At 71.4% G+C, this 24,333-nt stretch carries 25 protein-coding genes and 2 tRNA genes; 6 read left to right on the top strand and 21 right to left on the bottom strand.

The genetic code is table 11. The features are described from left to right. Positions 1-87 precede the first annotated feature (87 nt). From BR85_RS05575 to BR85_RS05565, 3 genes are all read right to left on the bottom strand, one after another. Positions 88-591 (bottom strand): DUF3145 domain-containing protein, encoded by a 504-nt coding sequence (locus BR85_RS05575; protein WP_028495630.1) that lies wholly within the window; start codon positions 589-591, stop codon positions 88-90. Between the two features lie 374 nt (positions 592-965). Beyond that, positions 966-1,042, bottom strand: a tRNA-Ile gene (locus BR85_RS05570). A gap of 59 nt (positions 1,043-1,101) precedes the next feature. Further along, positions 1,102-2,172: a DMT family transporter gene (locus BR85_RS05565; RefSeq protein ID WP_036272514.1), complete on the bottom strand. Its 1,071-nt coding sequence runs from the start codon at positions 2,170-2,172 to the stop codon at positions 1,102-1,104. Between the two features lie 58 nt (positions 2,173-2,230). Here BR85_RS05565 and def point away from each other — a divergent pair, with 58 nt between their 5' ends. Next, positions 2,231-2,797 (top strand): peptide deformylase, encoded by a 567-nt coding sequence (gene def / locus BR85_RS05560; RefSeq protein ID WP_028495628.1) that lies wholly within the window; start codon positions 2,231-2,233, stop codon positions 2,795-2,797. 6 nt (positions 2,798-2,803) lie between these two features. Here def and BR85_RS05555 read toward each other — a convergent pair whose 3' ends face one another. After that, entirely contained in the window at positions 2,804-3,646 is an 843-nt protein-coding gene (locus tag BR85_RS05555; protein ID WP_028495627.1) for a universal stress protein, read from the bottom strand. Positions 3,647-3,967: 321 nt separating this feature from the next. Here BR85_RS05555 and BR85_RS05550 point away from each other — a divergent pair, with 321 nt between their 5' ends. Further along, a complete protein-coding gene (locus tag BR85_RS05550; RefSeq protein WP_028495626.1) occupies positions 3,968-4,285 on the top strand; it encodes a hypothetical protein in 318 nt (105 codons plus the stop codon). Positions 4,286-4,484: 199 nt separating this feature from the next. Here the strand turns inward: BR85_RS05550 and BR85_RS05545 are convergent. From BR85_RS05545 to dusB, 5 genes are all read right to left on the bottom strand, one after another. After that, positions 4,485-4,560: transfer RNA gene (locus tag BR85_RS05545), tRNA-Asn, on the bottom strand. Positions 4,561-4,625: 65 nt separating this feature from the next. Further along, on the bottom strand, positions 4,626-5,393 hold the full coding sequence (locus BR85_RS05540; RefSeq protein ID WP_028495625.1) for an ATP-binding cassette domain-containing protein: 768 nt from the start codon (positions 5,391-5,393) through the stop codon (positions 4,626-4,628). A 32-nt stretch (positions 5,394-5,425) separates the two neighbouring features. Continuing rightward, positions 5,426-7,273 (bottom strand): DNA primase, encoded by a 1,848-nt coding sequence (gene dnaG / locus BR85_RS05535; protein ID WP_028495624.1) that lies wholly within the window; start codon positions 7,271-7,273, stop codon positions 5,426-5,428. Continuing rightward, positions 7,273-8,661: a deoxyguanosinetriphosphate triphosphohydrolase gene (locus BR85_RS05530; RefSeq protein WP_424960582.1), complete on the bottom strand. Its 1,389-nt coding sequence runs from the start codon at positions 8,659-8,661 to the stop codon at positions 7,273-7,275. The genes dnaG and BR85_RS05530 overlap by 1 nt, the downstream gene beginning before the upstream one ends. Beyond that, positions 8,633-9,799 (bottom strand): tRNA dihydrouridine synthase DusB, encoded by a 1,167-nt coding sequence (dusB, locus tag BR85_RS05525; RefSeq protein WP_028495622.1) that lies wholly within the window; start codon positions 9,797-9,799, stop codon positions 8,633-8,635. Before dusB ends, BR85_RS05530 begins: the two co-directional genes overlap by 29 nt. A 63-nt stretch (positions 9,800-9,862) precedes the next feature. Here dusB and BR85_RS05520 point away from each other — a divergent pair, with 63 nt between their 5' ends. Then, positions 9,863-10,366, top strand: coding sequence for a glutathione peroxidase (locus BR85_RS05520; protein ID WP_028495621.1), 504 nt, complete (start codon positions 9,863-9,865; stop codon positions 10,364-10,366). Between the two features lie 9 nt (positions 10,367-10,375). Here BR85_RS05520 and BR85_RS05515 read toward each other — a convergent pair whose 3' ends face one another. From BR85_RS05515 to recO, 5 genes are all read right to left on the bottom strand, one after another. Next, a complete protein-coding gene (locus BR85_RS05515) occupies positions 10,376-11,068 on the bottom strand; it encodes a DsbA family oxidoreductase (protein WP_028495620.1) in 693 nt (230 codons plus the stop codon). A gap of 39 nt (positions 11,069-11,107) precedes the next feature. Next, positions 11,108-12,064 (bottom strand): hypothetical protein, encoded by a 957-nt coding sequence (locus tag BR85_RS05510; protein ID WP_051526172.1) that lies wholly within the window; start codon positions 12,062-12,064, stop codon positions 11,108-11,110. 6 nt (positions 12,065-12,070) lie between these two features. Further along, positions 12,071-12,682, bottom strand: coding sequence for a hypothetical protein (locus BR85_RS05505; RefSeq protein WP_028495618.1), 612 nt, complete (start codon positions 12,680-12,682; stop codon positions 12,071-12,073). A gap of 134 nt (positions 12,683-12,816) precedes the next feature. After that, positions 12,817-13,620 (bottom strand): isoprenyl transferase, encoded by an 804-nt coding sequence (locus BR85_RS05500; protein WP_028495617.1) that lies wholly within the window; start codon positions 13,618-13,620, stop codon positions 12,817-12,819. After that, positions 13,617-14,345, bottom strand: coding sequence for a DNA repair protein RecO (gene recO / locus BR85_RS05495; RefSeq protein WP_028495616.1), 729 nt, complete (start codon positions 14,343-14,345; stop codon positions 13,617-13,619). Before recO ends, BR85_RS05500 begins: the two co-directional genes overlap by 4 nt. Before the next feature lie 36 nt (positions 14,346-14,381). Here recO and BR85_RS05490 point away from each other — a divergent pair, with 36 nt between their 5' ends. Continuing rightward, positions 14,382-15,068 carry a trimeric intracellular cation channel family protein gene (locus BR85_RS05490; RefSeq protein ID WP_028495615.1) on the top strand — a complete coding sequence of 229 codons (687 nt, stop codon included), beginning with the start codon at positions 14,382-14,384 and terminating at the stop codon, positions 15,066-15,068. A gap of 61 nt (positions 15,069-15,129) precedes the next feature. On the opposite strand, the gene leuA is transcribed toward BR85_RS05490, so the two are convergent. Further along, positions 15,130-16,890, bottom strand: coding sequence for a 2-isopropylmalate synthase (gene leuA, locus BR85_RS05485; RefSeq protein WP_028495614.1), 1,761 nt, complete (start codon positions 16,888-16,890; stop codon positions 15,130-15,132). Between the two features lie 195 nt (positions 16,891-17,085). Here leuA and BR85_RS05480 point away from each other — a divergent pair, with 195 nt between their 5' ends. Both BR85_RS05480 and BR85_RS14870 read left to right on the top strand, forming a co-directional pair. Beyond that, the gene (locus BR85_RS05480; protein ID WP_051526171.1) at positions 17,086-17,724 is read left to right on the top strand and encodes a hypothetical protein; all 639 of its coding nucleotides are present in this window, start codon (positions 17,086-17,088) and stop codon (positions 17,722-17,724) included. Positions 17,725-17,854: 130 nt separating this feature from the next. After that, complete coding sequence (locus BR85_RS14870) at positions 17,855-19,261, top strand: HNH endonuclease signature motif containing protein (protein ID WP_051526170.1); 1,407 nt, start codon at positions 17,855-17,857, stop codon at positions 19,259-19,261. An 11-nt stretch (positions 19,262-19,272) separates the two neighbouring features. Here the strand turns inward: BR85_RS14870 and BR85_RS05470 are convergent, their stop codons facing one another. From BR85_RS05470 to BR85_RS05445, 6 genes are read right to left on the bottom strand one after another with little or no spacing between them, the layout of a single operon-like run. Beyond that, entirely contained in the window at positions 19,273-20,208 is a 936-nt protein-coding gene (locus BR85_RS05470) for a quinone oxidoreductase family protein (RefSeq protein ID WP_028495612.1), read from the bottom strand. Position 20,209: 1 nt separating this feature from the next. Then, positions 20,210-21,103 carry a GTPase Era gene (era, locus tag BR85_RS05465; protein WP_028495611.1) on the bottom strand — a complete coding sequence of 298 codons (894 nt, stop codon included), beginning with the start codon at positions 21,101-21,103 and terminating at the stop codon, positions 20,210-20,212. A 1-nt stretch (position 21,104) separates the two neighbouring features. Continuing rightward, the gene (locus tag BR85_RS05460; protein ID WP_028495610.1) at positions 21,105-22,451 is read right to left on the bottom strand and encodes a hemolysin family protein; all 1,347 of its coding nucleotides are present in this window, start codon (positions 22,449-22,451) and stop codon (positions 21,105-21,107) included. Beyond that, the gene (gene ybeY / locus BR85_RS05455; RefSeq protein ID WP_028495609.1) at positions 22,448-22,915 is read right to left on the bottom strand and encodes an rRNA maturation RNase YbeY; all 468 of its coding nucleotides are present in this window, start codon (positions 22,913-22,915) and stop codon (positions 22,448-22,450) included. The genes BR85_RS05460 and ybeY overlap by 4 nt, the downstream gene beginning before the upstream one ends. Beyond that, positions 22,912-24,024, bottom strand: coding sequence for a PhoH family protein (locus BR85_RS05450; RefSeq protein WP_051526169.1), 1,113 nt, complete (start codon positions 24,022-24,024; stop codon positions 22,912-22,914). The genes ybeY and BR85_RS05450 overlap by 4 nt, the downstream gene beginning before the upstream one ends. After that, positions 23,981-24,328 carry an HIT domain-containing protein gene (locus BR85_RS05445; protein WP_028495607.1) on the bottom strand — a complete coding sequence of 116 codons (348 nt, stop codon included), beginning with the start codon at positions 24,326-24,328 and terminating at the stop codon, positions 23,981-23,983. The genes BR85_RS05450 and BR85_RS05445 overlap by 44 nt, the downstream gene beginning before the upstream one ends. Between the last annotated feature and the right edge of the window lie 5 nt (positions 24,329-24,333).

Here is a 24,333-nt window from a genome sequence, read left to right as displayed (position 1 = left end):
GCGCCGCGCGCCGTCTGAAGTCTGCAGTTGTGGAGTGTGTCCGCCGGGTGAGGCGTCTCAGCCGTCTGGTTCAGCCGACCGTGTGGTTCAGCCGACCTTGTGGAGCCAGACGACGGGCGCGTCATCGCTCGCGTGCCGGAACGGCTCGAGCTCCTCGTCCCACGCGGCACCGAGCGCGACGTGCAGTTCGCGCTGGAGTTCGAACGCGTCGCCGGCGGCGATCTCCATGGCGTACCGCAGCCGGTCCTCGCCGATGACGACGTTGCCGGCGGTGTCGGTCTGGGCGAAGTGGATGCCGAGGCCCGGAGTGTGCAGCCAGCGACCGCCGTCACTGCGCGGCGTCGGATCCTCGGTGACCTCGAAACGCAGGTGCTCCCACCCGCGGATGGCCGTCGCCAGGGACGCGCCCGTGCCGGCCGGTCCCTCCCAGTAGAACTCCGCGCGCCGGCTGCCGGCGAGCACCGGCTGGTCGGCCCAGTCGAAGTTCACCGCACGCCCCAGAGCGCGTCCGACCGCCCACTCGAGGTGGGGGCACAGCGCGCGTGGCGCGGAGTGGATGAAGATCACTCCGCGCGCCTGTGGTGTCGCCATTTCGTCTCCGTTTCATCAGGTGCGTCTTCCCCTACGACCTGAGTACCGGAGTGCGGCGGTTATGCGGTTGTGGGGCCATTATCCCCCACGCGCCGCGCGAATCACAACCCTGTGATTCCGGGCCGCGCGTGCCGCCCCGCGGGGCCGTGCGGCGGGGCGCTCCGTCGCCCGCCCCGCGGGATCGGGGGCGCTTCGCGCCGCCTGGACCGGCCCGAGGCGACGCGAACGGTCCCCCTTCTCGACGCCGACGCGAATGGGGGTCGCAACGTGCCGCCTCGGGGTGTTCGAGGCGACCTCACCCGCCACTGATCCGTGCGGCGTCGGGCTCGCAGCCTGCTCCGACGCACGGAGTGTCTGCGCGCTCTCATGCGCTCTGGTAGGGCGGGTGGGACTTGAACCCACGATCGTCGGGTTATGAGCCCGCTGCCTTGACCAGCTTGGCCACCGCCCCCTGCGACAGAGAGCCTACCGGAGCGGCCCGGTGCGCCCGGTCAGCCCCGGTGCGCCCGGTCAGCCCCGGTGCGGGCCGAGGGGGCGCTCGTCGTCCACGGGCGGGTCGGGCCACACCTTGGAGACGGCCTCCGTGATCCGGATGGAACCGGTGCGGGGCGCGGGGCCGTCGACGGGCTCACTCCCCCGCGGGATCGGGATCTCCTGGCTGTCGCTGAGCACCTGCGGGTGATGGCGGGCGAGCTGGAAGACGCCCGTGACGGCCATGGCCCCGGCGATCGCGAACCCGACGTACGCCCAGAGCGGGGCGTTCACGGCCTCGCGCAGCACGATGAGCCCGATGAGGATCGCGACGATCGGGTCGATGACGGTGAGGCCGGCGATCACGAGGTCGGGCGGGCCGGAGGCGTAGGCGGTCTGGACGAAGTACGCGCCGATGGCGGTGCCGGCGAGCAGCGCGACGAGGCAGACGAGGGTGAGCCACTCGAAGTCGCCGGTCTGGATCCGGCTGATGACGACCTTCGCGAGCGTGGCGACGAAACCGTACATGATGCCCGCCGCGACGATGTAGAACAGGGCGGCGATGCGCTTGCGCAGCCACAGCCACAGTCCCGTCAGAGCGAGCGTGACGGCCGCGAGGATGATCAGGATCGTGATCAGCTGACTGTCCAGCACGCGGGTCTCGGTCGCGAACAGCGCCGCGATCGTCACGAAGACGAGGATGCCGCCGACGCACAGCGCGATCGCCGTGAGCGACCGCCTCGTGGGGCGGTGACCGCTGATCCGGGCATTGAGCAGCGTCGTGATGACGAGGGAGATCGCCCCGACGGGCTGCACGAGGATGAGCGGCGCGAAGGACAGGGCCGCGAGCTGGCAGACGATCGCGAGCCCGAGCATGACGGTGCCGATAACCCACGACGGTCGGGTGAGCAGGCGCACGAGCTGTCCGCCGGTGAGTCCGCGCCCGCCGTCGACGTGGCTGAGCGCCTCGACCTTCTGTACGCCGCGGTGCTGGTACTGCGCGCCGAAGGACATGAAGACGGCGCCGAGCAGGGCGAGCGGGATGCCGATCAGGATCGCAGGATCACGGAAGACGCCCACCACCTGGTCGGCGATGTCGTCGAGCGGCATGGCCAGGGCTTCCACCCCTCGACACTAACCGCACGCACGGCTCGATAGGCTCAAGGACGTGGCTGTTCTCCCGATTCGCATCATGGGCGATCCCGTCCTGCACTCCATCGCCTCCCCCGTCGCCGACGTGACCGATGAGATCCGCGTCCTCGTCGCCGACATGTTCGAGACGATGGATGCCGCTCCCGGCGTGGGCCTGGCGGCTCCCCAGGTGGGCGTGGGTCTCCGCATCTACACGTACTCGTACCCCGATGACGACGGGCAGCCGTGGCGGGGCGTCATCCTGAACCCCGTGCTCTGGATGACACCGCCCGAGCCGGGGGTGCCCGACGTCGACGACGAGTCGGAGGGCTGCCTCTCCTTCCCGGGTGAGCGCTTCCCCCTGCGCCGCTCGGACGAGGTCCGGGTGACCGGCACCGACCTCGACGGCGCTCCCGTCGACATCCACGTCACCGGATGGCGGGCCCGCATCATGCAGCACGAGTTCGATCACCTGAACGGCATCCTCTACATCGACCGGCTCGACGACTCGGACTGGAAGACCGTGCAGAAGATCGCGCGCAAGCGCGGATGGGGTCGCCCGGGCGCCAGCTGGACGCCCGGCGTCGACGACGTCGACGCCTGAGGTCGCTCAGCGCACGACGGCCGTGACGGTCGCGAGCCGGGCGAGCACCTCCTGGCTGATCGAGCCGAGCAGGAAGCGCGCGATCGCGCCGCGCCCGTGCGTGCCGACGACCGCCAGCCGGGCGGATGCCGCGAGCTCGTTGAGGACGTGCGAGGGGTAGCCGCGCTCGACGCGGCGGATGACCTGCACGTCGGGGTAGTCCGCGGCGATGCCGGCGAGCGACAGGGCGAGGATCTCCTCGGTCGCGGCCTGCATGTTCGTGAGGTACAGCTCCGGGTACACGGCCATCCCGTTGCGGGGTGCCTGCAGCGGCGTCCACACCGCGCACGCGATCAGTGGCTCGCCGAGCCGGTCGGCTTCGGCCGCCGCGAAGCGGATCGCCCGTTCGGACACCTCCGACCCGTCCACGCCCACCACGATCCCGGAGCGGGCGCCGAGCTCGAGGTCCGGCACCACAACGACGGGGCACGCGGCACCCGCCGCGATGCGCACGCCGTGCATGCCGCGCGCGGGACCCGACCCCGGACCGGTGTAGTCGCTGCCGATGACGAGGAGGTTCGCCGATGCGGAGGCGTCGATGAGCTTCGCGACGGGATTGCCGTTGTCGACGCGGGTCGTGATGTCGACCCCGCGCCCCGCCACGCGCTCGGCCGCGAGGTCCAGCATCTTCTGGGCGGCGGCGCGCGCGTCGATGACGACATCCGCCTCGCCGACGGTGCCCATCGCGCCGCCGACGACGGCGACCAGCTCGATGCGCTGGTGGTTCTCCGCTGCGCGGGCGACGGCCCAGTCCACAGTTCGGTGCGAGACGGGATCTCCGGTCACGCCGACGACGATCAGTCCAGACATGGTGCCCTCCATTGGGATCCGCTTGCCCCCCACGATAGCCGTCGCCGCGAGCGGTCGCGGGCCCGGGAGCCGTGAGAAAGGGTGCGCCGGCGAAAGGGTGAAGGCCAGGGGTGGAAGCCCTGGCCTTCGGTCGAGAGCCGCGCAGATGACGCGGGATTCTCGATCTCCAGTGTACCCGCGAATCGGCGACGTACGAATCGGATATCTGGCAGACTCTTCATCGGTAGGCGGCTGGGGCCGCCTCCGTGACGACCGCACGAAGCACAGTGGGGACCGTGCCTGCGGCTGTCGCCGGCTTGCACGCCGCCAGGGAGTAGACGCATGACCGAACTGATCGCTCGGACCATCCGACGCAGCGCCGACGCTGCCGGCAGTGTCACGGTCGCGCTCGCACCGCACACCGCGGAGGCGGGCGGCTTCCGCGTCTACCTCGGCGATGCGTACGTCGGTGACGTGGTGTCCCGCACGACACAGACCCGGAAGCGGGTTCCCGGCACCCAGCGCGTCCTGACCGGTGCCGTGCACGTCGAGTGGGTGGCCGCCGCGCCCGAGGCGGCCGGCCGTGGCGTGAGCTCGCATCTCGTGCAGGATGACGCCATCCGCGCGCTGCTCGCCCTCGCCGCGTCCGTCCCGGTCTGATCCGCCGCGGGACCGGTGCGGACGCCCGGGTCACCCGCTTCCGCGCGTCGCCGCCCGGCTCCGCGCGTCGCCGCCCCAGAAACCACATCCGGCTTGAGAAACCATGTCTGCAGCGGTTTCTCATGCTCGATGTGGTTTCTCGGTGCCGCGCCCGCACGGCGAAACTCCCCCGGCGGACCAGGGGAGTTTCGGGAGGTTGTGGCTCCCCGGCTTGGACTCGAACCAAGAACCTATCGGTTAACAGCCGATTGCTCTGCCAATTGAGCTACCGAGGATCAGCCGCTCACCTTGCGGTGGGCAACCCGACTATCGTAGCAAAGCCGCGGGGGTGCTCGTGACGTCAGGGGGCGATCCGCGTGTCCTCATTCGGCGTCCACAGCATGTCGTCCAGGCTCCGGCCGGACCCGACGGTGTGGCCATCGCGGAGCACCAGCACGGCAGCCGCGAAATGCCGCACGACGTCTTCCTCGTTGGTGACGAGCAGCAGTGACATGCCCGTCTCGCGGCGCCGCCGCTGCAGGGCGTCGCGCACCGTGACCCTCACCTCCGGGTCGAGGTTGGCGAGCGGATCATCCCCCACGAGCAGGCGCGGCTCGAGGACGAGGGCGCGCGCGAGCGCGACGCGCTGGCGCATCCCCGCGCTCAGCTCGTACGGGTATTTCCCTGCGGCACCGAGCGGCAGCTGGAGCTCGTCGAGGAGCTCGGCGACCCGGATGGCGAGAGCCCGACGGTTCACCCTGCGGTCCCGGCTCGTGATCGGCTCGGCGATGATGTCCGAGACCGTCAGGCGGGCCGGGAGATCGGCCCCGACGCCCTGCCCGAGCCAGCCCGTGACATAGGTGAGCACGCGCCGGCGACGCCCCCGCGCACGCGCCGGGATGCCCTCCACGAACGCCGATCCCCCGACGATCCGCGCGTCCGTGTCCGCGCCGGCGAGGACGGCGGCGAGGCTCGACTTGCCGGAGCCGGCGGGCCCCATGACGGCCAGCGCTCCCCCGCGCTCGAGGGTGAAGGAGACGCCGTCGACGACGCGCGGTCCCCGCCGTCCCCGCGCGATCGACAGATCCACGCAGCGCACGGACACATCGGCGTCGGTGTGCGGAGGCATCCCCTCATCCTGCCCGGACGGGGCGGGACACGCTACTCGTCGGACAGGGCACGCCGGCGCGCGTCGAGCTCGCGCAACGCGACACGCACCGTGCGGCCCTCCTCGGAATCGGCGGGCACGCGCTGGATGGCGCCGAGCAGTTCGCTCTTCTCCCGGTCCACGGCGCGCACGCGCAGCCGCCGGCAGAGGGAGAGCGTGGATGCCGTGGCCTCGGCCTCGGTGAGGGCGGGGAAGTCGGCGGTCAGCAGCTCGACGGCCAGCGACCGGAACGGCTCCCGGGCCGACTCCACGGCCGTCGAGGCCCAGCCGATCCGGCTGCGGTCGGCCTGCGCGACGATCGCCTGGCGCACGGCGTCGAGGGCGGGATGCGACATCGGCAGGGCGAGCGCGGCATCGACCTCGGCGGCATCCAGGAGATGACCGTACTGCAGGATCCCCATGAGCGCGTCCCGCTCGATGGCGGCGTCCGCCGTGCGGGGCAGGGAGGTGATCGTGACCCGCGTCGTCTCCCCCGTGGGCGCCGGCGCGGCCGGGGCGGTCTCGCCGGAGCGGGCGGCGCGCGCCGCGCGCGCCGCGCGTTCGATGGCCGGCGCGACCTCGGAGAGGTCCATGCCGAGCTTCCGCGCGAGGACGCGGGTGTACCCGGGGCGAAGCGCGGAGTCGCGGATGTCGGCGACGATCGGGGCGGCGGAGCGCAGCGCGCCGACCCGCCCTTCCACCGTGGCGAGGTCGAAACCGGACAGCCGCTGGTCCATGACGAACTCGAACATGGGGGCCTTGGTCTCGATGAGCGACCGCACGGCGCCGTCGCCGCGGTTCAGGCGCAGATCGCAGGGGTCGAGGCCGTCCGGCGCGACGGCCACATAGGTCTGCGCGGCGAAGCGCTTCTCGTCGCCGAAGGCCCGCAGCGCGGCCTTCTGCCCGGCCGCATCCGGGTCGAACGTGAAGATGACCTCGCCGGCGGCGGAATCATCGTCGCCCATGACACGGCGCAGCACCGTGATGTGGTCGGAGCCGAACGCGGTGCCGCACGACGCGATGGCCGTCGTCACGCCGGCGAGGTGGCACGCCATCACGTCGGTGTAGCCCTCGACGACGACGACCCGGTGCTGCCGCGAGATGTCGCGCTTGGCCAGGTCGAGCCCGTAGAGCACCTGCGCCTTCTTGTAGATCGGCGTCTCGGGGGTGTTGAGGTACTTCGGGCCCTGGTCGTCTTCGTACAGGCGCCGGGCGCCGAAGCCGATGGTCTGTCCGGTGACGTCGCGGATGGGCCAGACGACACGGCCGCGGAAGCGGTCGTACACGCCGCGCTGGCCCTGCGAGACGAGGCCCGCGGTCGCGAGCTCCTCGTCGGCGTAGCCCTGCGCCCGCATGGCGTCGCGGAGCGCGTTCCACCCCTTCGGGGCGTACCCCACGCCGAAATGCGCCGCAGCTCCCGCGTCGAACCCGCGCTCCCCCAGGAACCGGCGTCCCGCATCGGCCTCGGGGGTCGACAGCTGTGAGCGGAACCACTCCGCCGCGGCGGAGTTGGCCTGGTACAGCCGCGTGCGCCCGCTCGTCTCCGGGGCCGCCTGACCGTCCTCGTAGTGCAACTGGTAGCCGATGCGCCCCGCGAGCCGCTCGACCGCCTCGGTGAAGGAGAGGTGGTCCATCGCGCGGAGGAAGGAGTACACGTCGCCCGACTCGCCGCATCCGAAGCAGTGGTAGTAGCCGACCTGCGGCCGGACGTGGAAGCTGGGGCTGCGCTCGTCGTGGAACGGGCAGAGGCCCTTCAGAGACCCGACGCCGGCGGACTTGAGGGCGACCCGCTCGCCGACGATGTCGCCGATGTTGGTGCGGGACTTCACCTCGTCGACGTCGGCCTGCCGGATGCGCGCCATCAGAGCCCCTCGAGGGGTTCGGGGAGCGCGAAGGAGTGCGAGGGGACGACGGCGCCGGAGGACCACAGGCCGAGTTCGCGCAGATCGACGGGCCCGACGAGGCGCGTGTGCCACTCGATCGCGAACCGGTCCGTGAGGGTCGCGACCTGGTCGACGACCACGCGCTTGCGCTCGGCATCCGTCTGCGCGCGGGCGAAATCGCCGGCGTGCATGCGGTCGAGATGCTCCGGACGGGCCGCGAGCGCCGACGCGAGGCGCTTCAGGACGCGCCGCTGCTCCTTGTAGAGCCCCTTCCGGCCCTCGATCGAGACGACGAAGGCGCCGAGGATTCCCTTCAGCACGGCCATCTCCGCTTCGATGACGCGTGGCACGATGACGCGCCCGCGGTAGCGGGTGAGCACGGACACCGGGAAGTGCTCCCGGGTCGCGGCGGTCGCGGCGCGCGCGAAGCGGCCGATGAGGTCGGAGGTGAGGTTCTTCAGCCGGGCGACGTCGCCGCGGGAGCCGTCGAAGGAGGTGAACCACTCCGGCAGCCGGCTGATGCGATACAGCGCATCGGCGAGCTCGTCACGCGTGAACCCGTAGCCGACCCACGTCTGGATGGCCGTGAGGAGCGCGTCCCGCTCGTGCGGGTCGTCGAGGCGGCGCGGGTCGAGGTAGCCGTTGAGGATCGCGTCCTCGAAGTCGTGCACGGAGTAGGCGATGTCGTCGGAGAGGTCCATGACCTCGGCCTCGATGCACCGCACGCGTCCAGGGGCGTCGGCGCGGAGCCAGCGGAAGACGGCGTCGTCCTCGGGGTAGACGCCGAACTTGAGCCGCCCGCCCGGGTCGGGCACGGGGTTGTCCGCGGTCCACGGGTACTTGCACACCGCGTCGAGGCTCGCGCGGGTGAGGTTCAGTCCGAAGCTGTGTCCGGACTCGTCGATGACCTTGGGCTCCAGACGGGACAGGATGCGAAGGGTCTGGGCGTTGCCCTCGAACCCGCCGATGTCCTCGGCCCACTCGTTGAGCGCCCGTTCGCCGTTGTGCCCGAACGGCGGGTGCCCGATGTCGTGGCTGAGGCACGCGGTGTCGACGACATCCGGGGACAGCTCCAGGGCGATTGCGAGCTCCCGGCCCACCTGCGCGACCTCGAGCGAGTGGGTGAGGCGGTTGCGGGCGAAGTCGCCGGGGCTCGCGGGGCTCAGGACCTGCGTCTTGGATGCCAGCCGCCGCAGCGCCGCGGAGTGCAGCACGCGGGCGCGGTCGCGCGCGAAGCTGTCGCGCTGGGACCGGTGCCGCTCGGGGTGGAATCGCTCGGCGTCGTGGTCGTCGTAGCCGGAGGGTCGTCCCGGCGCGACGCCCACGCCGCTGGCGAGGTCAACCGCCACTGTGGTCGAGCTCCGCATCGGCGAGGGCGCTGGAGGCGTCGGCCCCGAGGTCGCGCGAGTCGAGCCAGCCCTCCGGCAGCGCCGGACGCTTCGGGGTGCCCGCGCGGCCCCGCTGGCCCTCCGCGGCGGCACCGGGGTACGGGGCCGTCAGATCGAGCGTCTGCACGAGCTCGTCGATCTCCTCGAGGGAGGAGACGGTCGCGAGCTTGGCGCGCGTGTCGCCGCCGACCGGGTAGCCCTTGAAGTACCAGGCGACGTGCTTGCGGATGTCGCGGCAGCCGCGTCCCTCGTCCTCGAAGAACTCGACGAGGAGTTCCGCGTGCCGGCGGAACGCCCGCGCGACGAACGCGAGGTCGGCGTCGACCGGCTCGCCCGGGGCGGCATCGGGGCCGCCGAGGGCGCGGGCGAGGTCGCCGAACAGCCACGGGCGCCCGAGGCAGCCACGGCCGACGACGACGCCGTCGCACCCGGTCTCCGCCATCATCCGGGTGGCGTCCTCGGCCGACCAGATGTCGCCGTTGCCGAGCACGGGGACGCTCGTGACGGCCTCCTTGAGGCGCGCGATGGCCTCCCAGTCGGCGGTGCCGGAGTAGAACTCCGACGCCGTGCGGGCGTGCAGGGCCACGGCGGCGACCCCGGCATCCTCGGCGATCCGTCCGGCATCCAGGTAGGTGAGGTGGTCGGGGTCGATGCCCTTGCGCATCTTCACGGTGAGCGGGATGTCGCCGGCCGCGCGCGCGGCGCGCGTGACGATCTCGCGGAACAGCCCGAGCTTCCAGGGCAGCGCCGCTCCCCCGCCCTTGCGGGTGACTTTGGGGACCGGACAGCCGAAGTTGAGGTCGATGTGGTCGGCGTGGTCCTCGTCGACGAGGATGCGCACGGCGGACTCCACCGTCGTCGGGTCGACGCCGTAGAGCTGGATGGAACGCGGCGTCTCCGACTCGTGGTGCCGGATGAGGCGCAGCGTGGTGGCGTTGCGCTCCACGAGGGCGCGGGTCGTGATCATCTCGCTGACGTACAGGCCTGCCCCGTACTCGCGGCACAGGCGCCGGAAGGCCGTGTTGGTGATCCCGGCCATCGGGGCCAGCACGACGGGCGCATCGAGCGTGATGGGCCCGATGCGCAACGGGGACGCGGGAGCGAGGGTCGTGGACATCCTGTCCATTCTCCCAGACGCAGCGCCGCCCGCGGGCTCCCCGGCGGCCCTATCGTGGAGAACATGACCGAGACGCAGACGGTGGACATCCGCCGCATCCCCTTCCAGAGCGCGGACGGGTCGGAGCAGACCCTCGCGGACTACGACGACAGCCTCCTGATGATCGTCAACGTCGCGTCGAAGTGCGGCCTCGCGCCGCAGTACGAGCAGCTCGAGCAGCTGCAGCGCACCTACGGTGAGCGCGGACTGCAGGTCGTCGGGTTCCCCTGCAACCAGTTCATGGGGCAGGAGCCCGGATCGATGGACGAGATCCTCGAGTACTGCTCGGTCACGTGGGGTGTCAGTTTCCCGATCATGGACAAGGTCCGCGTCAACGGCTCCCACGCGGCCCCGTTGTACAAGGCGCTGAAGAAGGCGCCGAACGTGGAGGGCTCCAAGGGCCCGATCATCTGGAACTTCGAGAAGTTCCTCGTGACCCCGACCGGTGAGGTGCACCGCTTCCGCCCGCAGACGAAGCCGGACGACCCGGAGATCGTCCGCGCGATCGAGGCGAACCTCCCCCGGTAGCCGGAGGCCTCACGCCGTCTGCGCGGCGGGCTCCTGCTCGGTGTCCTGCCGTTCGCCCCACACCTGGCGGGCGATCTGGGCGAACGCGTCGGCCGGCTGCGCACCGCTGACGCCGTATTTGCCGTCGATCACGAAGAACGGCACGCCGTTGATGCCGTACGCGGCGGCCTGCGCCTGGTCTGCGCGGACGTCGGCGAGATGTCGGCTCGACTCGAGCGCGTCCCGCGCCGCACCGGCGTCGAGGCCCACCTCGGCCGCCAGCTCGACGAGGTCGTCGATGCGTCCGACGTGGCGGCCCTCCAGGAAGTAGGCCGACATGAGGCGCTCCGCCATGGCCGGCTGGGCGCCCTGCGCCTTCGCGAAATGCAGCAGCTCGTGCGCCTTCACGGTGTTCGTGTGCTTCAGGATGTCGAAGCGGTACGCCAGGCCCGCCTGCGCGGCCACGCCCGTCACGTTTTCGAGCATCTCCTGCACGCGCTCGCGCGGCATCCCCTTGTGTCCGGCGAGGAAGTCGATCTCGTCGCCGTCGAAGTCGACGGGTGTGTCGGGTGACAGCTCGAACGAGTGGAAGGTGACCTCCACCCGCGGTGCGTCATCATCGTCGGCGGTCTGCGCGAGGCCCTTCTCCAGGTTCCGCTTGCCGATGTAGCACCAGGGGCAGGCGATGTCGCTCCACACGTCGATCTTGATGGCATCCGTCATACCGAGGGGAACGCCGTTCGCCCCCCGACATATTCCGGGTCAGTCCGGTGGGTTCTCGTCCGGGAAGAACCGGAACCGCACCCGGATGTCGTCGCCCAGGGGCACCACGAGGGTCGAGGCGTTCGGCGACCACCGGTCGGGGACGAGGAACAGCCGGTCCTCGCCGCGGACGAGGAGGCGGAGGCCGTGGTAGCGGTACGCGAACTGGCCGGGCAGCGGCTCGCCCGCCGCATCCCGCTCCTGCTCCAGCTCGATCAGGGTGATGGCGGGGCTTCCCGGTGCCAGGCGCTCGCGGGTGTCGAGGACGACGGCGGGGAGGGTGGACAGGTCGGCGGCCTGCGTGCGGGCCTGGCCGCGTCCCCACCACTCCGCGACGGTCGCGGTCGCCCAGAAGGTGCCGGCGACCATGACCGCGACCAGCAGGACGACGAGCGGGCGGGCGCGGGCCGCATCGCCGGGTGGCGGGGCGGTGGATGCGGCGTAGGCGGCCAGGCCCGCCCCGATCGCGAGGGATGCCGCTGTCGCGAAGCCGTAGAACGGCCACGCGGCGAGGAAGGCGTAGCCGAAGGCGAGGGCGAGGCCGGCGATCAGCAGGAGGACGCCCGTCCAGCCGAGCACTCCCGCCACGCGCCGGCGCGCGACGGCCGAGGCGGCAAGGCGACGGCGGAGCATCCGGTGCACGGCGATGACGGCCGCCGCCAGGAGGAGCAGGACCATGACGGGGATGAAGAGCGCCCCCGGGCTGCGCATGACGAACTGCTGGTTGCTGAGGCCCAGGACGTCGACGTCCACCCCGAAGTAGAGGAAGAAGGCGCGGGACGACACGTACCCGAAGTAGAACAGGAGGCCCGTGATGAGCGTCGCGGGCGCGATGAAGGTGGAGAGGAAGCTCATCCACTTCTCGAAGCCCAGCCCGGCGGGAGCGGCGTCCTCGGCCGGCTCGGGCTTCGCCGCCGGCGGCGCGGCAGCGGGCCGGCGGGACCGGACGCGGGCCATGCCCCGTCACCCGCCCAGCCGGATCGGCGGGCCGCGGTCCGCGTCGCGTTCGATGGCCGCGTCGCAGAAGGCCGGCTCGGTGCACTCGAGCGTCCCCGCGAAGCCCACCTCCGCGCTCCCCTGGTACGCCTCCGTCGCGGTGAGGAGCAGGCTGCACGTCGTGAAGGGCGTGTCGGGCGCCATGACGAAGCCGATGCAGGTCTCCTCGGCGCCGACCGACCCGCAGACGGCGGGCTCCGCGGTCACCGCGCCGGCGGGGTCGGCGACGATCCCCTCCACGGTGAAGGTGACGTTCTCCGGCGGGGCCTCCCCGCCCCAGAAGAACCCGACCGTCACGCACCAGACGCCCGCCGAGACCTCCTCGGGGTCGCCCTGCGCTCCGAACGGCGGGCCGCCGAACTCGACGGAGGGGCCGGAGCGGCGGGTCTCCTGCACCGGATCGACCGGTCCGTCCGTCACGCCGTCCCCGGCGCCGTTATCGGCGCCGCCACCGCTGCCGGTGCTGCCGCCGTCGTCCGGTGCGGTCGTCGGGGCGGGCGGCTCGGCCGTGCCCGTCTCCGCGGGCGCGCAGCCCGCCAGGGCGAGGGCGAGGAGCGCGGTGGCGACGATGGGCGCCATGCGGGACCCGTGCTGACGCGGAGACATCCGAGACCTCCCGACCGCGGCACGTCTGCGCCGCCCCCTGTATCGGAGAGCGTCTGCTCGGCTGCATGATACGCCGCGGGGCGCGCGGCCGGTATGCCCCGGGGAGCTCAGGCGGTGGGCGCGTCCACGGCGCCGCCGAAGCGGCGATCGCGGCTGAGGTACAGCCCGATGGCGTGCCACAGCTCCGTGCGGGAGAAATCGGGCCAGAGCGTGTCGAGGAACACCATCTCGGCGTACGCCGACTCCCAGAGCAGGAAGTTCGAGGTGCGCTGCTCGCCGCTCGAGCGGACGAACAGGTCGACGTCGGGCATGTCGGGGATGTAGAGGTTCCGCCGGATCGTCTTCTCGGTGATCGCGGACGGCTTCATCCGCCCGGCGGCGATCTCCTCGCCCATGCGACGCATGGCGTCGACGAGTTCGACGCGGCCGCCGTAGTTGATGCACATCGTGAGGGTGAGCACGTCGTTGCCGGCCGTGAGCTTCTCGGCGTACTGCAGTTCGGAGATGACCGAGCCCCACAGTCGCGGCTTCCGGCCCGCCCAGCGGACCCGCACACCCCACTCGTTCAGCTGGTCGCGCCGGCGGTGGAGCACATCACGGTTGTAGCCCATGAGGAAGCGCACCTCGTCGGGCGAGCGGCTCCAGTTCTCCGTGGAGAAGGCGTAGACGCTCAGATGTCTGACGCCGGCCTGGATGGCGCCGGCGACGACGTCGAGCAGCACCTCCTCCCCGGCGCGGTGTCCCTCGATGCGCGTGAGGCCGCGACGGTTCGCCCAGCGGCCGTTTCCGTCCATGACGATCGCGATGTGGTTTGGCACACCGGCCTTCGGGAAGGCGGGCGGGTACACCCCGGTCCAGTCCAGCGGTCGGTAGGGCACCGCGTCGCGGTGGGTATAGGGCTTGGGGCTCACGAAACCGCCTCGATGTGACTGAGCGAGCGGATGCCGCGCTCCAGGTGCCATTGCGCGTACGCGGCGATGAGTCCGGATGCCGCGCCGGTCGCGCCGGGCGACGCCGCATCCACGTCGTCCCACTCACCCGCCATGAGGGCGCGCAGCAGATCGCCGGTCTCGGGGCGCAGGCGCGCCGACCCGACCGGCGCGCACGCGCTGCACACCGTGCCGCCGAGCTGCGCGACGAACCACTCGTGGGGTCCGACGGCACCGCAGCGGGCGCAGTCCCCGAGCCCCGGCGCCCAGCCGGAGAGCGCCATGGCGCGCAGCAGGTACGAGTCGAGCACGGCGCGCGAGGCGTGGTCGCCGCGCGCGAGGGAGCGCAGGCCCCCGACGAGCAGCAGGTACTGCTGCGGCGTCGCCTCGGCCTCGTTGAGCCGGTCGGCCGTTTCGACCATGGCGTGCGCGGCGGTGTACCGGTCGTAGTGCACCGCGATCTCGGCACCGTAGGAACCCAGCGACTCGGCCTGCTGGATGATGTCGAGCGAGCGGCCCTGGTACAGCTGCACGTCGGCGACCATGAACGGCTCGAGGCGCGCACCGAACCGCGACGACGTGCGGCGTACGCCCTTCGCGACGGCGCGCAGCTTGCCGTGACGGCGGCTGAGCATCGTCACGATGCGGTCGGCTTCACCCAGCTTGTGGGTGCGAAGGACCACGACTTCGTCGCGGTAGGTGGGCACTCCTCGATTATCGCCGCCAGCGACGACAATGGAGGCGTGACAGAGCCGCTCTTCCTGATCCCTCTCTGGGCCGACCTCCTCGCCGTCGGCCTCGGCGGCGTGCAGGGAGCGCTCTTCGCCTCCGGGTTCGTCGGGCAGCGCCGCCTGGACCTGCTGGGCGTCGTCATCATCGGCACCGTCGTGGGCATGGGCGGCGGTCTCATCCGCGACCTGCTCCTGAACGTCGAGCTCGCCACGATGCAGAGCAACTGGTACCTGCTGGCGGCGGTCGCGGCGGCCCTCCTCGGGATGCTCCTGGCGAACATCTTCCAGCGCCTGAACGCCGTGATCGTCGCGCTCGACGCCGTCGTGATCGGTCTGTTCGGCGCGTTCGGCACGAGCAAGGCGCTCGCGATCGGACTGCCCGAGGTGCCCGCGGTCTTCGTCGGCGTGTGCGCCGCCGTCGGCGGCAGCGTGCTGCGCGACGTGTTCATGGGCCTGCCCGTCGCGATCATGCACGTGGGCTCGCTCTACGCGGTCGCCGCCGCGGCCGGCTGCGTCGTCCTCGCCCTCAGCCACGCCTTCGGCGCCCCGCTGCTGGCCGCCGCGATCGCCGGCCTCATCGTGACGACCGTCATCCGTCTGCTCGCCGTGCTCTTCGACATCTCGCTACCCGAGCAGCGGGCGCTGTACCGCCGGAAGGTCGCCGTGGAGACGTCGAGCATCCCGATCGTCCGGCCCTGACCCGCGAAACCACGACAGAGCGGCACCGCCCCCGAGGGAGGCGGTGCCGCTGCGTGCGGTATCAGACGGAGGCGAGCTCGCCGGAGCGCTCCCGCGTGCGGATCGCGCGGTTGACGCAGGAGACGATCGCCTTGAGGCTCGCCGTCGAGATGTCGCCGTCGATCCCGACCCCCCACAGGCGGTCACCGTCCACGTTGAGCTCGACGTAGGCGGCGGCCTGCGCGTCGCCGCCGGCGCTCAGGGTGTGCTCGACGTAGTCGTAGAGCGACACCTCGAAGCCGCGCTCGTGCAGGATCGACAGGAACGCCGCGATGGGGCCGTTGCCGTGGCCGGTCGCGGGCACCGTCTCCTCGCCGTCGCGCAGGGTCACCTCCAGCGAGACGTCGCCGGACATGTCGCTGTTCGTCCGCGTCGCGAGCAGCTCGAAGCGCCCCCACTTGTCCTCGTCCACGCGGGCGGGGAGATACTCGTCGGTGAAGATGTCCCAGATCTGCTCGCTGGAGACCTCGCCGCCGTCGGCATCCGTCTTGGCCTGCACGACCCCCGAGAACTCGATCTGCAGCTTCCGCGGCAGGTCGAGGGCGTGGTCGGTCTTCAGCAGGTAGGCGACGCCGCCCTTGCCGGACTGCGAGTTGACGCGGATGACGGCTTCGTACGAGCGTCCCAGGTCCTTCGGGTCGATCGGCAGGTACGGGACGGCCCACTCGATCTCGTCGACGGAGACCCCCTCGGCGGCGGCGCGCGCCTCCATGGCCTCGAAGCCCTTCTTGATGGCGTCCTGGTGCGATCCGCTGAACGCGGTGAAGACGAGGTCACCGGCCCACGGGCTGCGCTCCGGCACGGGCAGCTGGTTGCAGTACTCGGCGGTGCGCTTGACGTGGTCGATGTCGCTGAAATCGATCTGCGGATCGATGCCCTGCGTCAGCATGTTGATGCCGAGCGCGACGATGTCGACGTTGCCGGTGCGCTCTCCGTTGCCGAACAGGCAGCCCTCGATGCGGTCCGCACCCGCCATGTAGCCGAGCTCGGCGGCGGCGATCGCCGTGCCGCGGTCATTGTGCGGGTGCAGCGACAGGATGACGTTCTCGCGGTGGGCGAGGTGGCGGCTCATCCACTCGATCGAGTCGGCGTAGACGTTCGGCGTCGCCATCTCGACCGTCGCGGGCAGGTTGATGATGACCTTGCGGTCCGGAGTGGGCTCGAGCACTTCGAGCACCTGGTTGCAGACGTCGACGGCGAACTCCAGCTCGGTGCCGGTGTAGCTCTCCGGGGAGTACTCGTAGAAGACCTTCGTCTCGGGGATGCGCTTCTCGAACTCGCGGCACAGCCGCGCGCCCTCCAGTGCGATGTCGATGATGCCCTGCTTGTCGGTGCGGAACACGACGTCGCGCTGCAGGATGCTCGTGGAGTTGTACAGGTGCACGATCGCCTGCTTCGCCCCCGCGATGGCCTCGTAGGTGCGGGCGATGAGGTGCTCACGCGACTGCGTCAGCACCTGGATCGTCACGTCGTCCGGGATGAGTCCGTCGTCGATGAGCTGGCGGACGAAGTCGAAGTCGGTCTGGCTCGCCGAGGGGAACCCGACCTCGATCTCCTTGTAGCCCATCTTCACGAGGAGTTCGAACATGATGCGCTTGCGCTCCGGGCTCATCGGGTCGATGAGGGCCTGGTTGCCGTCGCGGAGGTCGACCGCGCACCAGCGCGGTGCCTTCTCGATGCGGGCGTTCGGCCACGTACGGTCGGGCAGGTCGACGCGGATCTGCTCGTGATACGGACGGTACTTGTGGATCGGCATGCCGGACGGCTGCTGTGTGTTCTCCATGATGCTGTCGCTTCTACTCTCGTCGAATGATGCGGGCCGACGACAAGCTCCGCGACGAGGGAGGCCCTAGAACGAGGTCTCGTCGCGGCGGCTAAGAAGGAGGAGCCGGCCGAAGCGCATGCGCCCAGGTTACACCCGTCGCACGCGACCGGAGAACTTCTGAGACGATCGCGCGGGCCGGGACACTCCCCGGGCATGAACCCACGTCGTTTCATCGTCGGATCAGCGATCGGCGTCGTCGCCCTGCTGTCGCTGTCCGCCTGCGCCACCGTCTCGCCCTCCGCCGGCTCGCCCGACGCGCCGGTCGGACAGTCCCTCGGCTCGCTGTGGCCGGCGCCGCCGGAAGGCAACGTCGTGGGTCAGGGCACCGTCATGGACACCGGCGGCGCAGTCGAACTGTGCGTCGGCCCCGTCATGGAGTCCTGGCCGCCGCAGTGCAGCGGCATCCCGCTCGAGGGGTGGAGCTGGGAGGGCGTCGACGGCTCGGAGTCCCAGGGCGACATCCGCTGGGGCGCCTACGCCGTGCAGGGCACGTACGACGGCGAGACGCTCACCGTCACCCAGCCGCCCATCATGCTGGCGCTGTACGACCCGATGATGACCCCGGATCCCACCGGCGGGAAACCCGGCAAGGGTGCCGAGGCGGAGCTTCTGGAAATCCAGGACGCTCTCCCCGACGTGCTCGGCGCGGAGTACCTGAGCTCCTACCCCGAGAACGGCTGGCTGTGGGTGGATGTCGTCTGGGACGACGGAACCTCGCAGAAGGCCGCCGACGACGACTACGGAAAGGACGTCGTCATCATCCGGTCGGCCCTCCGCGAGATCGCGGGCTGACCCCCACCCGCGCGCGCCGCGACGGCTTCCGCGGCGCGTGCGGGTTCCCCGCCCCGGCCACACGCGATCTGGTGCTCGATCTGGGGAAAACCGCCCCGGGAATGTCGGACCCCCTCGCGAGAATCGAGGCATGCAGGCACTCCTCGCGCACCTCGCCGACACGATCGGTCAGACGCGCGAGCGGGTGCGGGCGGGCCTCGCCGGCGGCGGCATCCTGGCAGCGTCCGATGCGGATGTCGTGCGCGCCCTCTCCCTGGCTGCCGAGCTGCAGCGGCTGACGGATGCCGTCCTGATCGAGGCCGTCGGTGAGATCGACCGGCGCTCGATCGCCGCGGATCGCGATCTGCGGCTGACCTCGCGGTACGGATGCCATGACGTCGGGGAACTCGTCCAGCGGGCGACACTGGCAGGCCCCGCGACCGCCGCCCGGCTGCGGCGCGCGGCGGACGACGTGCGCGTGGGCGTGTCGCTGGCGCAGGAGCCGATGCCGGCGCCACTTCCCGCGATGCGTGCTGCGCTGCTCGAGGGCGCCGTGGGGCTCGACGGCCTGCTCGCGGTCGGCGATCCGCTTCGGGGACTCCGGCGCCGCGTGGGGCATGACGACTTCCTCGCCGCCGACGAGATCCTCGCCGCGGAGGCCCGGGGCTCCGGCCCGGACGGCGCACCGCCGGCGTGCGCCGATCTGCTGCGGATCCAGGCACGTGCGTGGGCGGCCGCCCTCGATCAGGACGGCGCCGAGCCCCGAGAGGAGAAGGCGCTGCGGCTCCGCGGTCTCACGTTCGGCGCGGCCCGCGACGGCGTCGTGCCGGTCAGCGGAGCGCTGCTCGTGGAGGTCGCCGCGCAGTTCCAGCGCCTGCACGACGCAATCGTCTCACCGCGCACGTCCGCGCCGACGTTCCGGCCGGAAGGGTCGGACCAGACGGGCCGCGAGGACGACGACGTGCGCACGCCGGCGCAGAAGCGGCACGACACGTTCGCGACCGTCCTGTTCACGGCGGCCTCCAGCGCCCTGCTTCCGACGATCGGCGGTGCCGCCCCGACCCTCGTCGTCTCCGTCCGGGAAGAGGACCTGCTCGCAGGCGCCGGATGGGCGCACATCGACGGCGCCGATGAGGCCGTACCCCTGGCGGCGGCCCGCCACGTCGCCTGCGCAGGAGTGATCCAGCGCGTCGCGCTCGGCGGCGACGGGAGGGTGAAGCGCATCGGCACCGAGGAGCGGGTCTTCAACCGCCACCAGCGCCGGGCGATCGCGCTCCGCGACGGCAACTGCATCATCCCGGGCTGCAGTGTGCCGGCGGGCTGGTGCGAGATCCACCACGTCACGGACTACGCACGCGGCGGGGCGACGCATACGGACAACGGTGTCCTGCTCTGCTGGTTCCATCACCGGCATCTGGACCGCACCGGCTGGCACGTCCGGATGAACCGCGGTGTTCCCGAGGTGCTCGCGCCCGTCTGGGTCGAGGCGGAACCACGTTGGCGCGTCGCGACCACCTCGCCGACGCGTCTGCTGGACACGGTCCGCCGGCGGACGTGATCGCCCGCGGGTTACGGGATGAGCGCGAGCTTTCCGCCCGGATGACCGCCGGCGAGGAGACGGAGCGCGTCACGCGCGTCGGCGAGGGGGTACGTGCGGGCGACGGGCACCTCGAGCAGCCCCCGTTCGGCGAGGTCGACGAGTTGCCCGCGCGCCTCGGCGCGGAACCGCGCGCTGTCCGGCAGGGCTCCCGCGATGAAGCGGATGCCGTCACGGCGGGCGCGCGCGGCATCCGCGATGGTGACGATGCGGTCGCGGTCGGCGACGAGTTCCATCGACACGTCGAGCGCCTCGGCGGTCCCCACGCTGTCGAGGGCTGCGGCGATGCCGTGCGGGGCGAGCGCCCGCACCCGGTCTGCCAGCCCCGGCCCGTATCGCACCGGGACCCCGCCGTAGCGGGCGACGCGCTCCGCGCCGGCCTCGCTCGCCGTGCCGATGACGCGGACCCCGCGGACGGCCGCGAGCTGCAGCACGGCGACGCCGACGGCACCGGATGCGGCGTGCAGCAGGATCGTCTCCCCGCCCTGCACTCCGGTGACGGCGAGCATCTCCGCGGCCGTCGTGCCGGCCAGCAGCAGGTTCGCCGCGGCGGGATGCGTGAGGGTCGAGGGCTTGTGGAGAACGAGGTCGGCGGGCACCGTGAGCTCGGTGGCGTAGCCGCCCTGCACCCGGAACGCGATGACCTCGTCGCCCTCCGCGGCCGCACCGGATGCGATCCGGGTGTCCGGACCCACAGCGGTGAGGACGCCGGAGACCTCGTAGCCGATCGGCAGCGGCAGGTCGACGCCGTCCCGCGGGACGGCGACGTGCTTCGCGTCGGCGGGGTTCACCCCCGCGGCGTGCACCCGGATCGTGACCTCACCGGTGCGCGGCGCCGGCACCTCGACCTCACGGAGCTCCCACGCGTCCGGGGCACCCCACGTCGTCGCCATCCACTGCCGCGCCATGTCAGAACCCCAGTCGTCCGAGCTGCTTCGGGTCGCGCTGCCATTCCTTCGCGACGCGCACCCGCAGCGACAGGAACACGCGCGTCCCGACGAGCGGCTCGATGCCCGCGCGGGCCCGCGCGCCGACGTCCTTCAGGCGGGAGCCCTTGTGGCCGATGATGATGGCCTTCTGGCTGTCGCGCTCGACGACGATGTTCGCGAATACGTCGGTGAGGTCGGAATCCGCGCGGGGCGCGATGTCCTCGATCGTCACGGCGATGGAGTGCGGCAGCTCGTCGCGGACGCCCTCCAGAGCGGCTTCGCGGATGATCTCCGCGATCCGGTCGGAGACGGACTCGTCGGTGGCGATGTCGTCGGCGTAGAGCGCGGGACCGACCGGCATCATGGCCAGGAGCTCGTCGGCGAGCACGTCGAGCTGCTCGCCCGCGACGGCGGACAGGGGGATGACGGCGTCCCAGTCCTCGCGGAGGGCGTCCGCCTCCAGCAGCCGCTCGGTGATCTGCTCCCGCGACGCGATGTCGGTCTTCGTGACGAGCGCGACCTTCCGGGCGCGCGGGTACCCGTCGAGCGATGCGGCGATCCGCCGGTCACCGGGCCCGACCTTCTCGGTCGCCGGGACGAGGAAGCAGATGGCGTCGACGTCGCCGAGCACCTGCTCGACGAGGTCGTTGAGGCGCTGCCCGAGAAGCGTGCGCGGCTTGTGGATGCCGGGGGTGTCGACGATCACGAGCTGCCCGGCCGGGCGGTTCAGGATGCCGCGGATGGCGCGTCGCGTCGTCTGCGGCTTGTCGCTCGTGATGGCGACCTTCTCCCCCACGAGGGCGTTCGTCAGCGTCGACTTGCCGACGTTCGGCCGCCCCACGAAGGTGACGAATCCGGATCGGGTCTCGCTCATGTCATTCGCCTTTCCTGGGGGTGCGGATCTCGCCGGTGCGCGGGACGCGCACCTCACCCGTCCGCGGGGCTGTGCTCTCCTCGAGCGCGATCAGGCTGGGGGCGCGTTCGACGAACACGGTCGCCAGGCCCCGTCCGCGCCCGCGGGACGCGCCGCCGGTCAGCAGCAGCCCGCCGTATTCGGCGGTCACACCCGGCAGCGGCACGCGGCCGAGCACCTTGCCGAGCAGGCCGCCGATGGAGTCCACGTCCTCGTCGTCCAGCTCGATGTTGAACAGATCGCCCACTTCGTCCAGGCCCAGGCGGGTGCTCACGCGGTAGCGCCCCCCGCCGAGGTCGACGACCTCGCTGGAGCGCGGGTCGTACTCGTCGGCGATGTCGCCCACGAGCTCCTCGATGAGGTCCTCGAGGGTCACGAGTCCCGAGACGCCGCCGTACTCGTCCACGACGAGGCACACGTGCACGGCGTCGCGCTTCATCTGCTGCAGGAGCGTCTCGGCCTTCATCGACTCCGGGACGAAGACGGCCGGCCGGGCGATCTGCAGCACCGGCACGCCGCGCCAGGCGCGCTCGTCGCGGTACGCGAACTGCACGAGGTCCTTGAGGTAGACGACACCGCTGATGTCATCGGCGTCGCCGTCGGCGACCGGGATGCGCGAGACGCCCTTGTCGAGGAAGAGCTGCATCGCCTCCTGCGTCGTCGCCGCGGCATCCATCGTCACCATGTCGGTGCGCGGCACCATGACGGAGCGGACGATCGTGTCGGTGAAGTCGAACACCGAGTGGATGAGCTCGCGGTCGTCCTCCTCGATGAGCGCCTGCGACGCGGCTTCGTCGACCATGCTCAGCAGCTGCTCCTCCGAGGCGAAGGAGGTGCTGCGGCGGATGCCGGGGGTCAGCCGGTCGCCGAGGATCACGAGGAGGTGGGCGAGGGGTCCCAGCACGATGCGCGCGCCGCGGATGATGGGCGCAGATGCACGCAGGAGGCCCTTCGCGTGCTGCCGGCCGACGCTGCGGGGGCTCGCGCCGACGAGGACGAACGACACGATCGACATGAGGACCGCGGCGGCGAGCATGGCCCACCAGATGTTGCGGAACAGCAGCGTGAAGGCGACCGTGACGAGCACGGCGGCCGTCGTCTCGGCGAGGATCCTGATGAAGACGACGGCGTTGCCGTGCGCCTCCGGGTCGCCGGCGATCTTCGACAGCGACGAGCGGTTGCGTCCGCTCAGCGACAGTTCGGCGACGTCCAGGCGGGAGGTGACGCCGAGCGCGGCGTCGAGTGCCGCCATGAGCCCGCCGAGCGCGACGAGGAGGACGGCGGCGAAGAGGAGGAGGAATGCGGTCATGCGCGACGGCGTCGCTCGGACGCATGGAACGCCGCGATGAGCTGCCGCTGCAGCGCGAACATCTCGCGTTCCTCTTCCGGCTCGGCGTGGTCGAAGCCGAGCAGGTGCAGGAGGCCGTGCGTCGTCAGCAGGATGAGCTCCTCGAGCGTCGAGTGGCCGGCGCCCTGCGCCTGCGTCTCCGCGACCTGCGGGCAGAGCACGATGTCGCCGAGGAGGCCGGCCGGGGTCGGCGCCTCCTCCGTACCGGGGCGGAGCTCGTCCATCGGGAAGCTCAGCACGTCGGTGGGGCCGGGCTCGTCCATCCACTGCACGTGCAGCGACTCCATCGCGCCCTCGTCGACCAGGAGGAGCGCCACGTCGGCGTCGGGGCTCACGTTGAGCTCGCCGAGGTTGTGCTCGGTGAGCCGCAGCAGCACCGTCTCGTCGATCGCGACGCCCGACTCGTTGGTGATCTCGATCGTCATGAACGTCCTCGCTTGGGCAGATGGTCGCGCGGGCCGCTCGGCCGCACGTGGGAACGGCGCTCGGCGCGGTTCGCGAACTCGGTGGCCTCGTCGCGCTCCCGGCGGGACGCCAGCCGCTGCTCGTCGTACACGCTGTACGCGTCGACGATGCGACCGACGAGGGTGTGCCGGACGACGTCGTCGCTCGTGAGCATGGCGAAGTGGATGTCGTCGATGTCCTTGAGCACGCGCGTCACGAGCCGGAGGCCCGAGGAGCCCTGCGGCAGGTCCACCTGCGTGATGTCGCCGGTGACGACCATCCGGGTGCCGAAGCCGAGCCGGGTGAGGAACATCTTCATCTGCTCGGGCGTCGTGTTCTGCGCCTCGTCGAGGACGACGAACGAGTCGTTCAGCGTGCGTCCGCGCATGTACGCGAGCGGCGCGACCTCGATCGTGCCGGAGGCCATGAGCTTGGGGACGAGCTCCGGATCCATCATCTCGTTGAGCGCGTCGTACAGCGGCCGCAGGTAGGGGTCGATCTTGTCGGTCAGGGTTCCGGGCAGGAACCCCAGCCGCTCCCCCGCCTCGACGGCGGGCCGCGTGAGGATGATGCGGTTGACCTCCTTGCGCTGCAGCGCCTGCACCGCCTTCGCCATCGCGAGGTAGGTCTTGCCGGTGCCGGCCGGGCCGATGCCGAAGACGATCGTGTTCTCATCGATCGCGTCGACGTAGTTCTTCTGGCCGAGCGTCTTCGGGCGGATGATCTTCCCGCGCGAGGACAGGATGGCCTCGCCCAGCACTTCTGACGGGCGCTGCCCGGATTCGAGGATGCGGGTGGACGCGCGGACGTCGGACGGGTCGAGGCCCTGTCCGGCCCGCGCGAGCGAGATCAGCTCCTCGACGAGCGTGCGCGCGGCGGCGACGGCGGCGGGTTCGCCGCTGAGCGTGATCTCGTTGCCGCGGACGTGCACCTGTACCGACGGGTGCTCCCGCTCGACGGCCCGCAGGAGTCGATCCTGGGGTCCGAGGAGCTGGACCATCGCGACGCCGTCGGCGTAGATCAGCTCGACGGTGGGTTCGGGGGCATCAGCCACCGAGGCTCCCTTCGGGAAGGCCTCCACCGAGCACATGGGCGTGCACATGGAAGACGGTCTGTCCGGCGCCGGGGCCGGTGTTGAAGATGAGGCGGAAGTCGCCGTCGGCGTGCTCGGCGGCCACCGAGTTCGCGAGACCGACGAGCTCTGCGAGGAGGTCGGGGTCGCCTGCGGCGAGCTCGACCACGTTGCGGTACTGCTCGGACTTGGGGATCACGAGCAGGTGCACGGGAGCCTGCGGATGGATGTCGCGGATGGCGAAGGCGTTCTCGGTCTCGGCGATGATCTCGGCGGGGATCTCCCCCTGCAGGATGCGCGTGAAGATCGACGGTTCGCTCATGTGCC

Source organism: Microbacterium sp. UNCCL10, from assembly GCF_000746195.1.
GTDB classification, from domain to species: domain Bacteria; phylum Actinomycetota; class Actinomycetes; order Actinomycetales; family Microbacteriaceae; genus Microbacterium; species Microbacterium saccharophilum.
The sequence above is the reverse complement of the archived record's forward strand: the minus strand, read 5'-3'. Positions and strand labels throughout refer to the sequence as shown.

Excerpts from the sequence above, each read along its gene's own strand:
- BR85_RS05470 (WP_028495612.1), bottom strand. The coding sequence starts at position 20,208 with ATGGCGCGGCAGTGGATGGCGACGACGTGGGGTGCCCCGGACGCGTGG.
- dnaG (WP_028495624.1), bottom strand. The coding sequence starts at position 7,273 with ATGGCGCGCATCCGGCAGGCCGACGTCGACGAGGTGAAGTCCCGCACC.
- BR85_RS05565 (WP_036272514.1), bottom strand. The coding sequence starts at position 2,172 with ATGCCGCTCGACGACATCGCCGACCAGGTGGTGGGCGTCTTCCGTGAT.
- BR85_RS05555 (WP_028495627.1), bottom strand. The coding sequence starts at position 3,646 with ATGTCTGGACTGATCGTCGTCGGCGTGACCGGAGATCCCGTCTCGCAC.
- BR85_RS05510 (WP_051526172.1), bottom strand. The coding sequence starts at position 12,064 with ATGGCCCGCGTCCGGTCCCGCCGGCCCGCTGCCGCGCCGCCGGCGGCG.
- BR85_RS05450 (WP_051526169.1), bottom strand. The coding sequence starts at position 24,024 with ATGTGCTCGGTGGAGGCCTTCCCGAAGGGAGCCTCGGTGGCTGATGCC.
- BR85_RS05530 (WP_424960582.1), bottom strand. The coding sequence starts at position 8,661 with ATGCGGAGCTCGACCACAGTGGCGGTTGACCTCGCCAGCGGCGTGGGC.
- ybeY (WP_028495609.1), bottom strand. The coding sequence starts at position 22,915 with ATGACGATCGAGATCACCAACGAGTCGGGCGTCGCGATCGACGAGACG.
- leuA (WP_028495614.1), bottom strand. The coding sequence starts at position 16,890 with ATGGAGAACACACAGCAGCCGTCCGGCATGCCGATCCACAAGTACCGT.
- BR85_RS05480 (WP_051526171.1), top strand. The coding sequence starts at position 17,086 with ATGAACCCACGTCGTTTCATCGTCGGATCAGCGATCGGCGTCGTCGCC.
- era (WP_028495611.1), bottom strand. The coding sequence starts at position 21,103 with ATGAGCGAGACCCGATCCGGATTCGTCACCTTCGTGGGGCGGCCGAAC.
- BR85_RS05540 (WP_028495625.1), bottom strand. The coding sequence starts at position 5,393 with ATGCCTCCGCACACCGACGCCGATGTGTCCGTGCGCTGCGTGGATCTG.
- BR85_RS05460 (WP_028495610.1), bottom strand. The coding sequence starts at position 22,451 with ATGACCGCATTCCTCCTCCTCTTCGCCGCCGTCCTCCTCGTCGCGCTC.
- BR85_RS14870 (WP_051526170.1), top strand. The coding sequence starts at position 17,855 with ATGCAGGCACTCCTCGCGCACCTCGCCGACACGATCGGTCAGACGCGC.
- BR85_RS05445 (WP_028495607.1), bottom strand. The coding sequence starts at position 24,328 with ATGAGCGAACCGTCGATCTTCACGCGCATCCTGCAGGGGGAGATCCCC.
- dusB (WP_028495622.1), bottom strand. The coding sequence starts at position 9,799 with ATGTCCACGACCCTCGCTCCCGCGTCCCCGTTGCGCATCGGGCCCATC.
- BR85_RS05505 (WP_028495618.1), bottom strand. The coding sequence starts at position 12,682 with ATGGCGCCCATCGTCGCCACCGCGCTCCTCGCCCTCGCCCTGGCGGGC.
- BR85_RS05515 (WP_028495620.1), bottom strand. The coding sequence starts at position 11,068 with ATGACGGATGCCATCAAGATCGACGTGTGGAGCGACATCGCCTGCCCC.
- BR85_RS05575 (WP_028495630.1), bottom strand. The coding sequence starts at position 591 with ATGGCGACACCACAGGCGCGCGGAGTGATCTTCATCCACTCCGCGCCA.
- BR85_RS05520 (WP_028495621.1), top strand. The coding sequence starts at position 9,863 with ATGACCGAGACGCAGACGGTGGACATCCGCCGCATCCCCTTCCAGAGC.
- BR85_RS05550 (WP_028495626.1), top strand. The coding sequence starts at position 3,968 with ATGACCGAACTGATCGCTCGGACCATCCGACGCAGCGCCGACGCTGCC.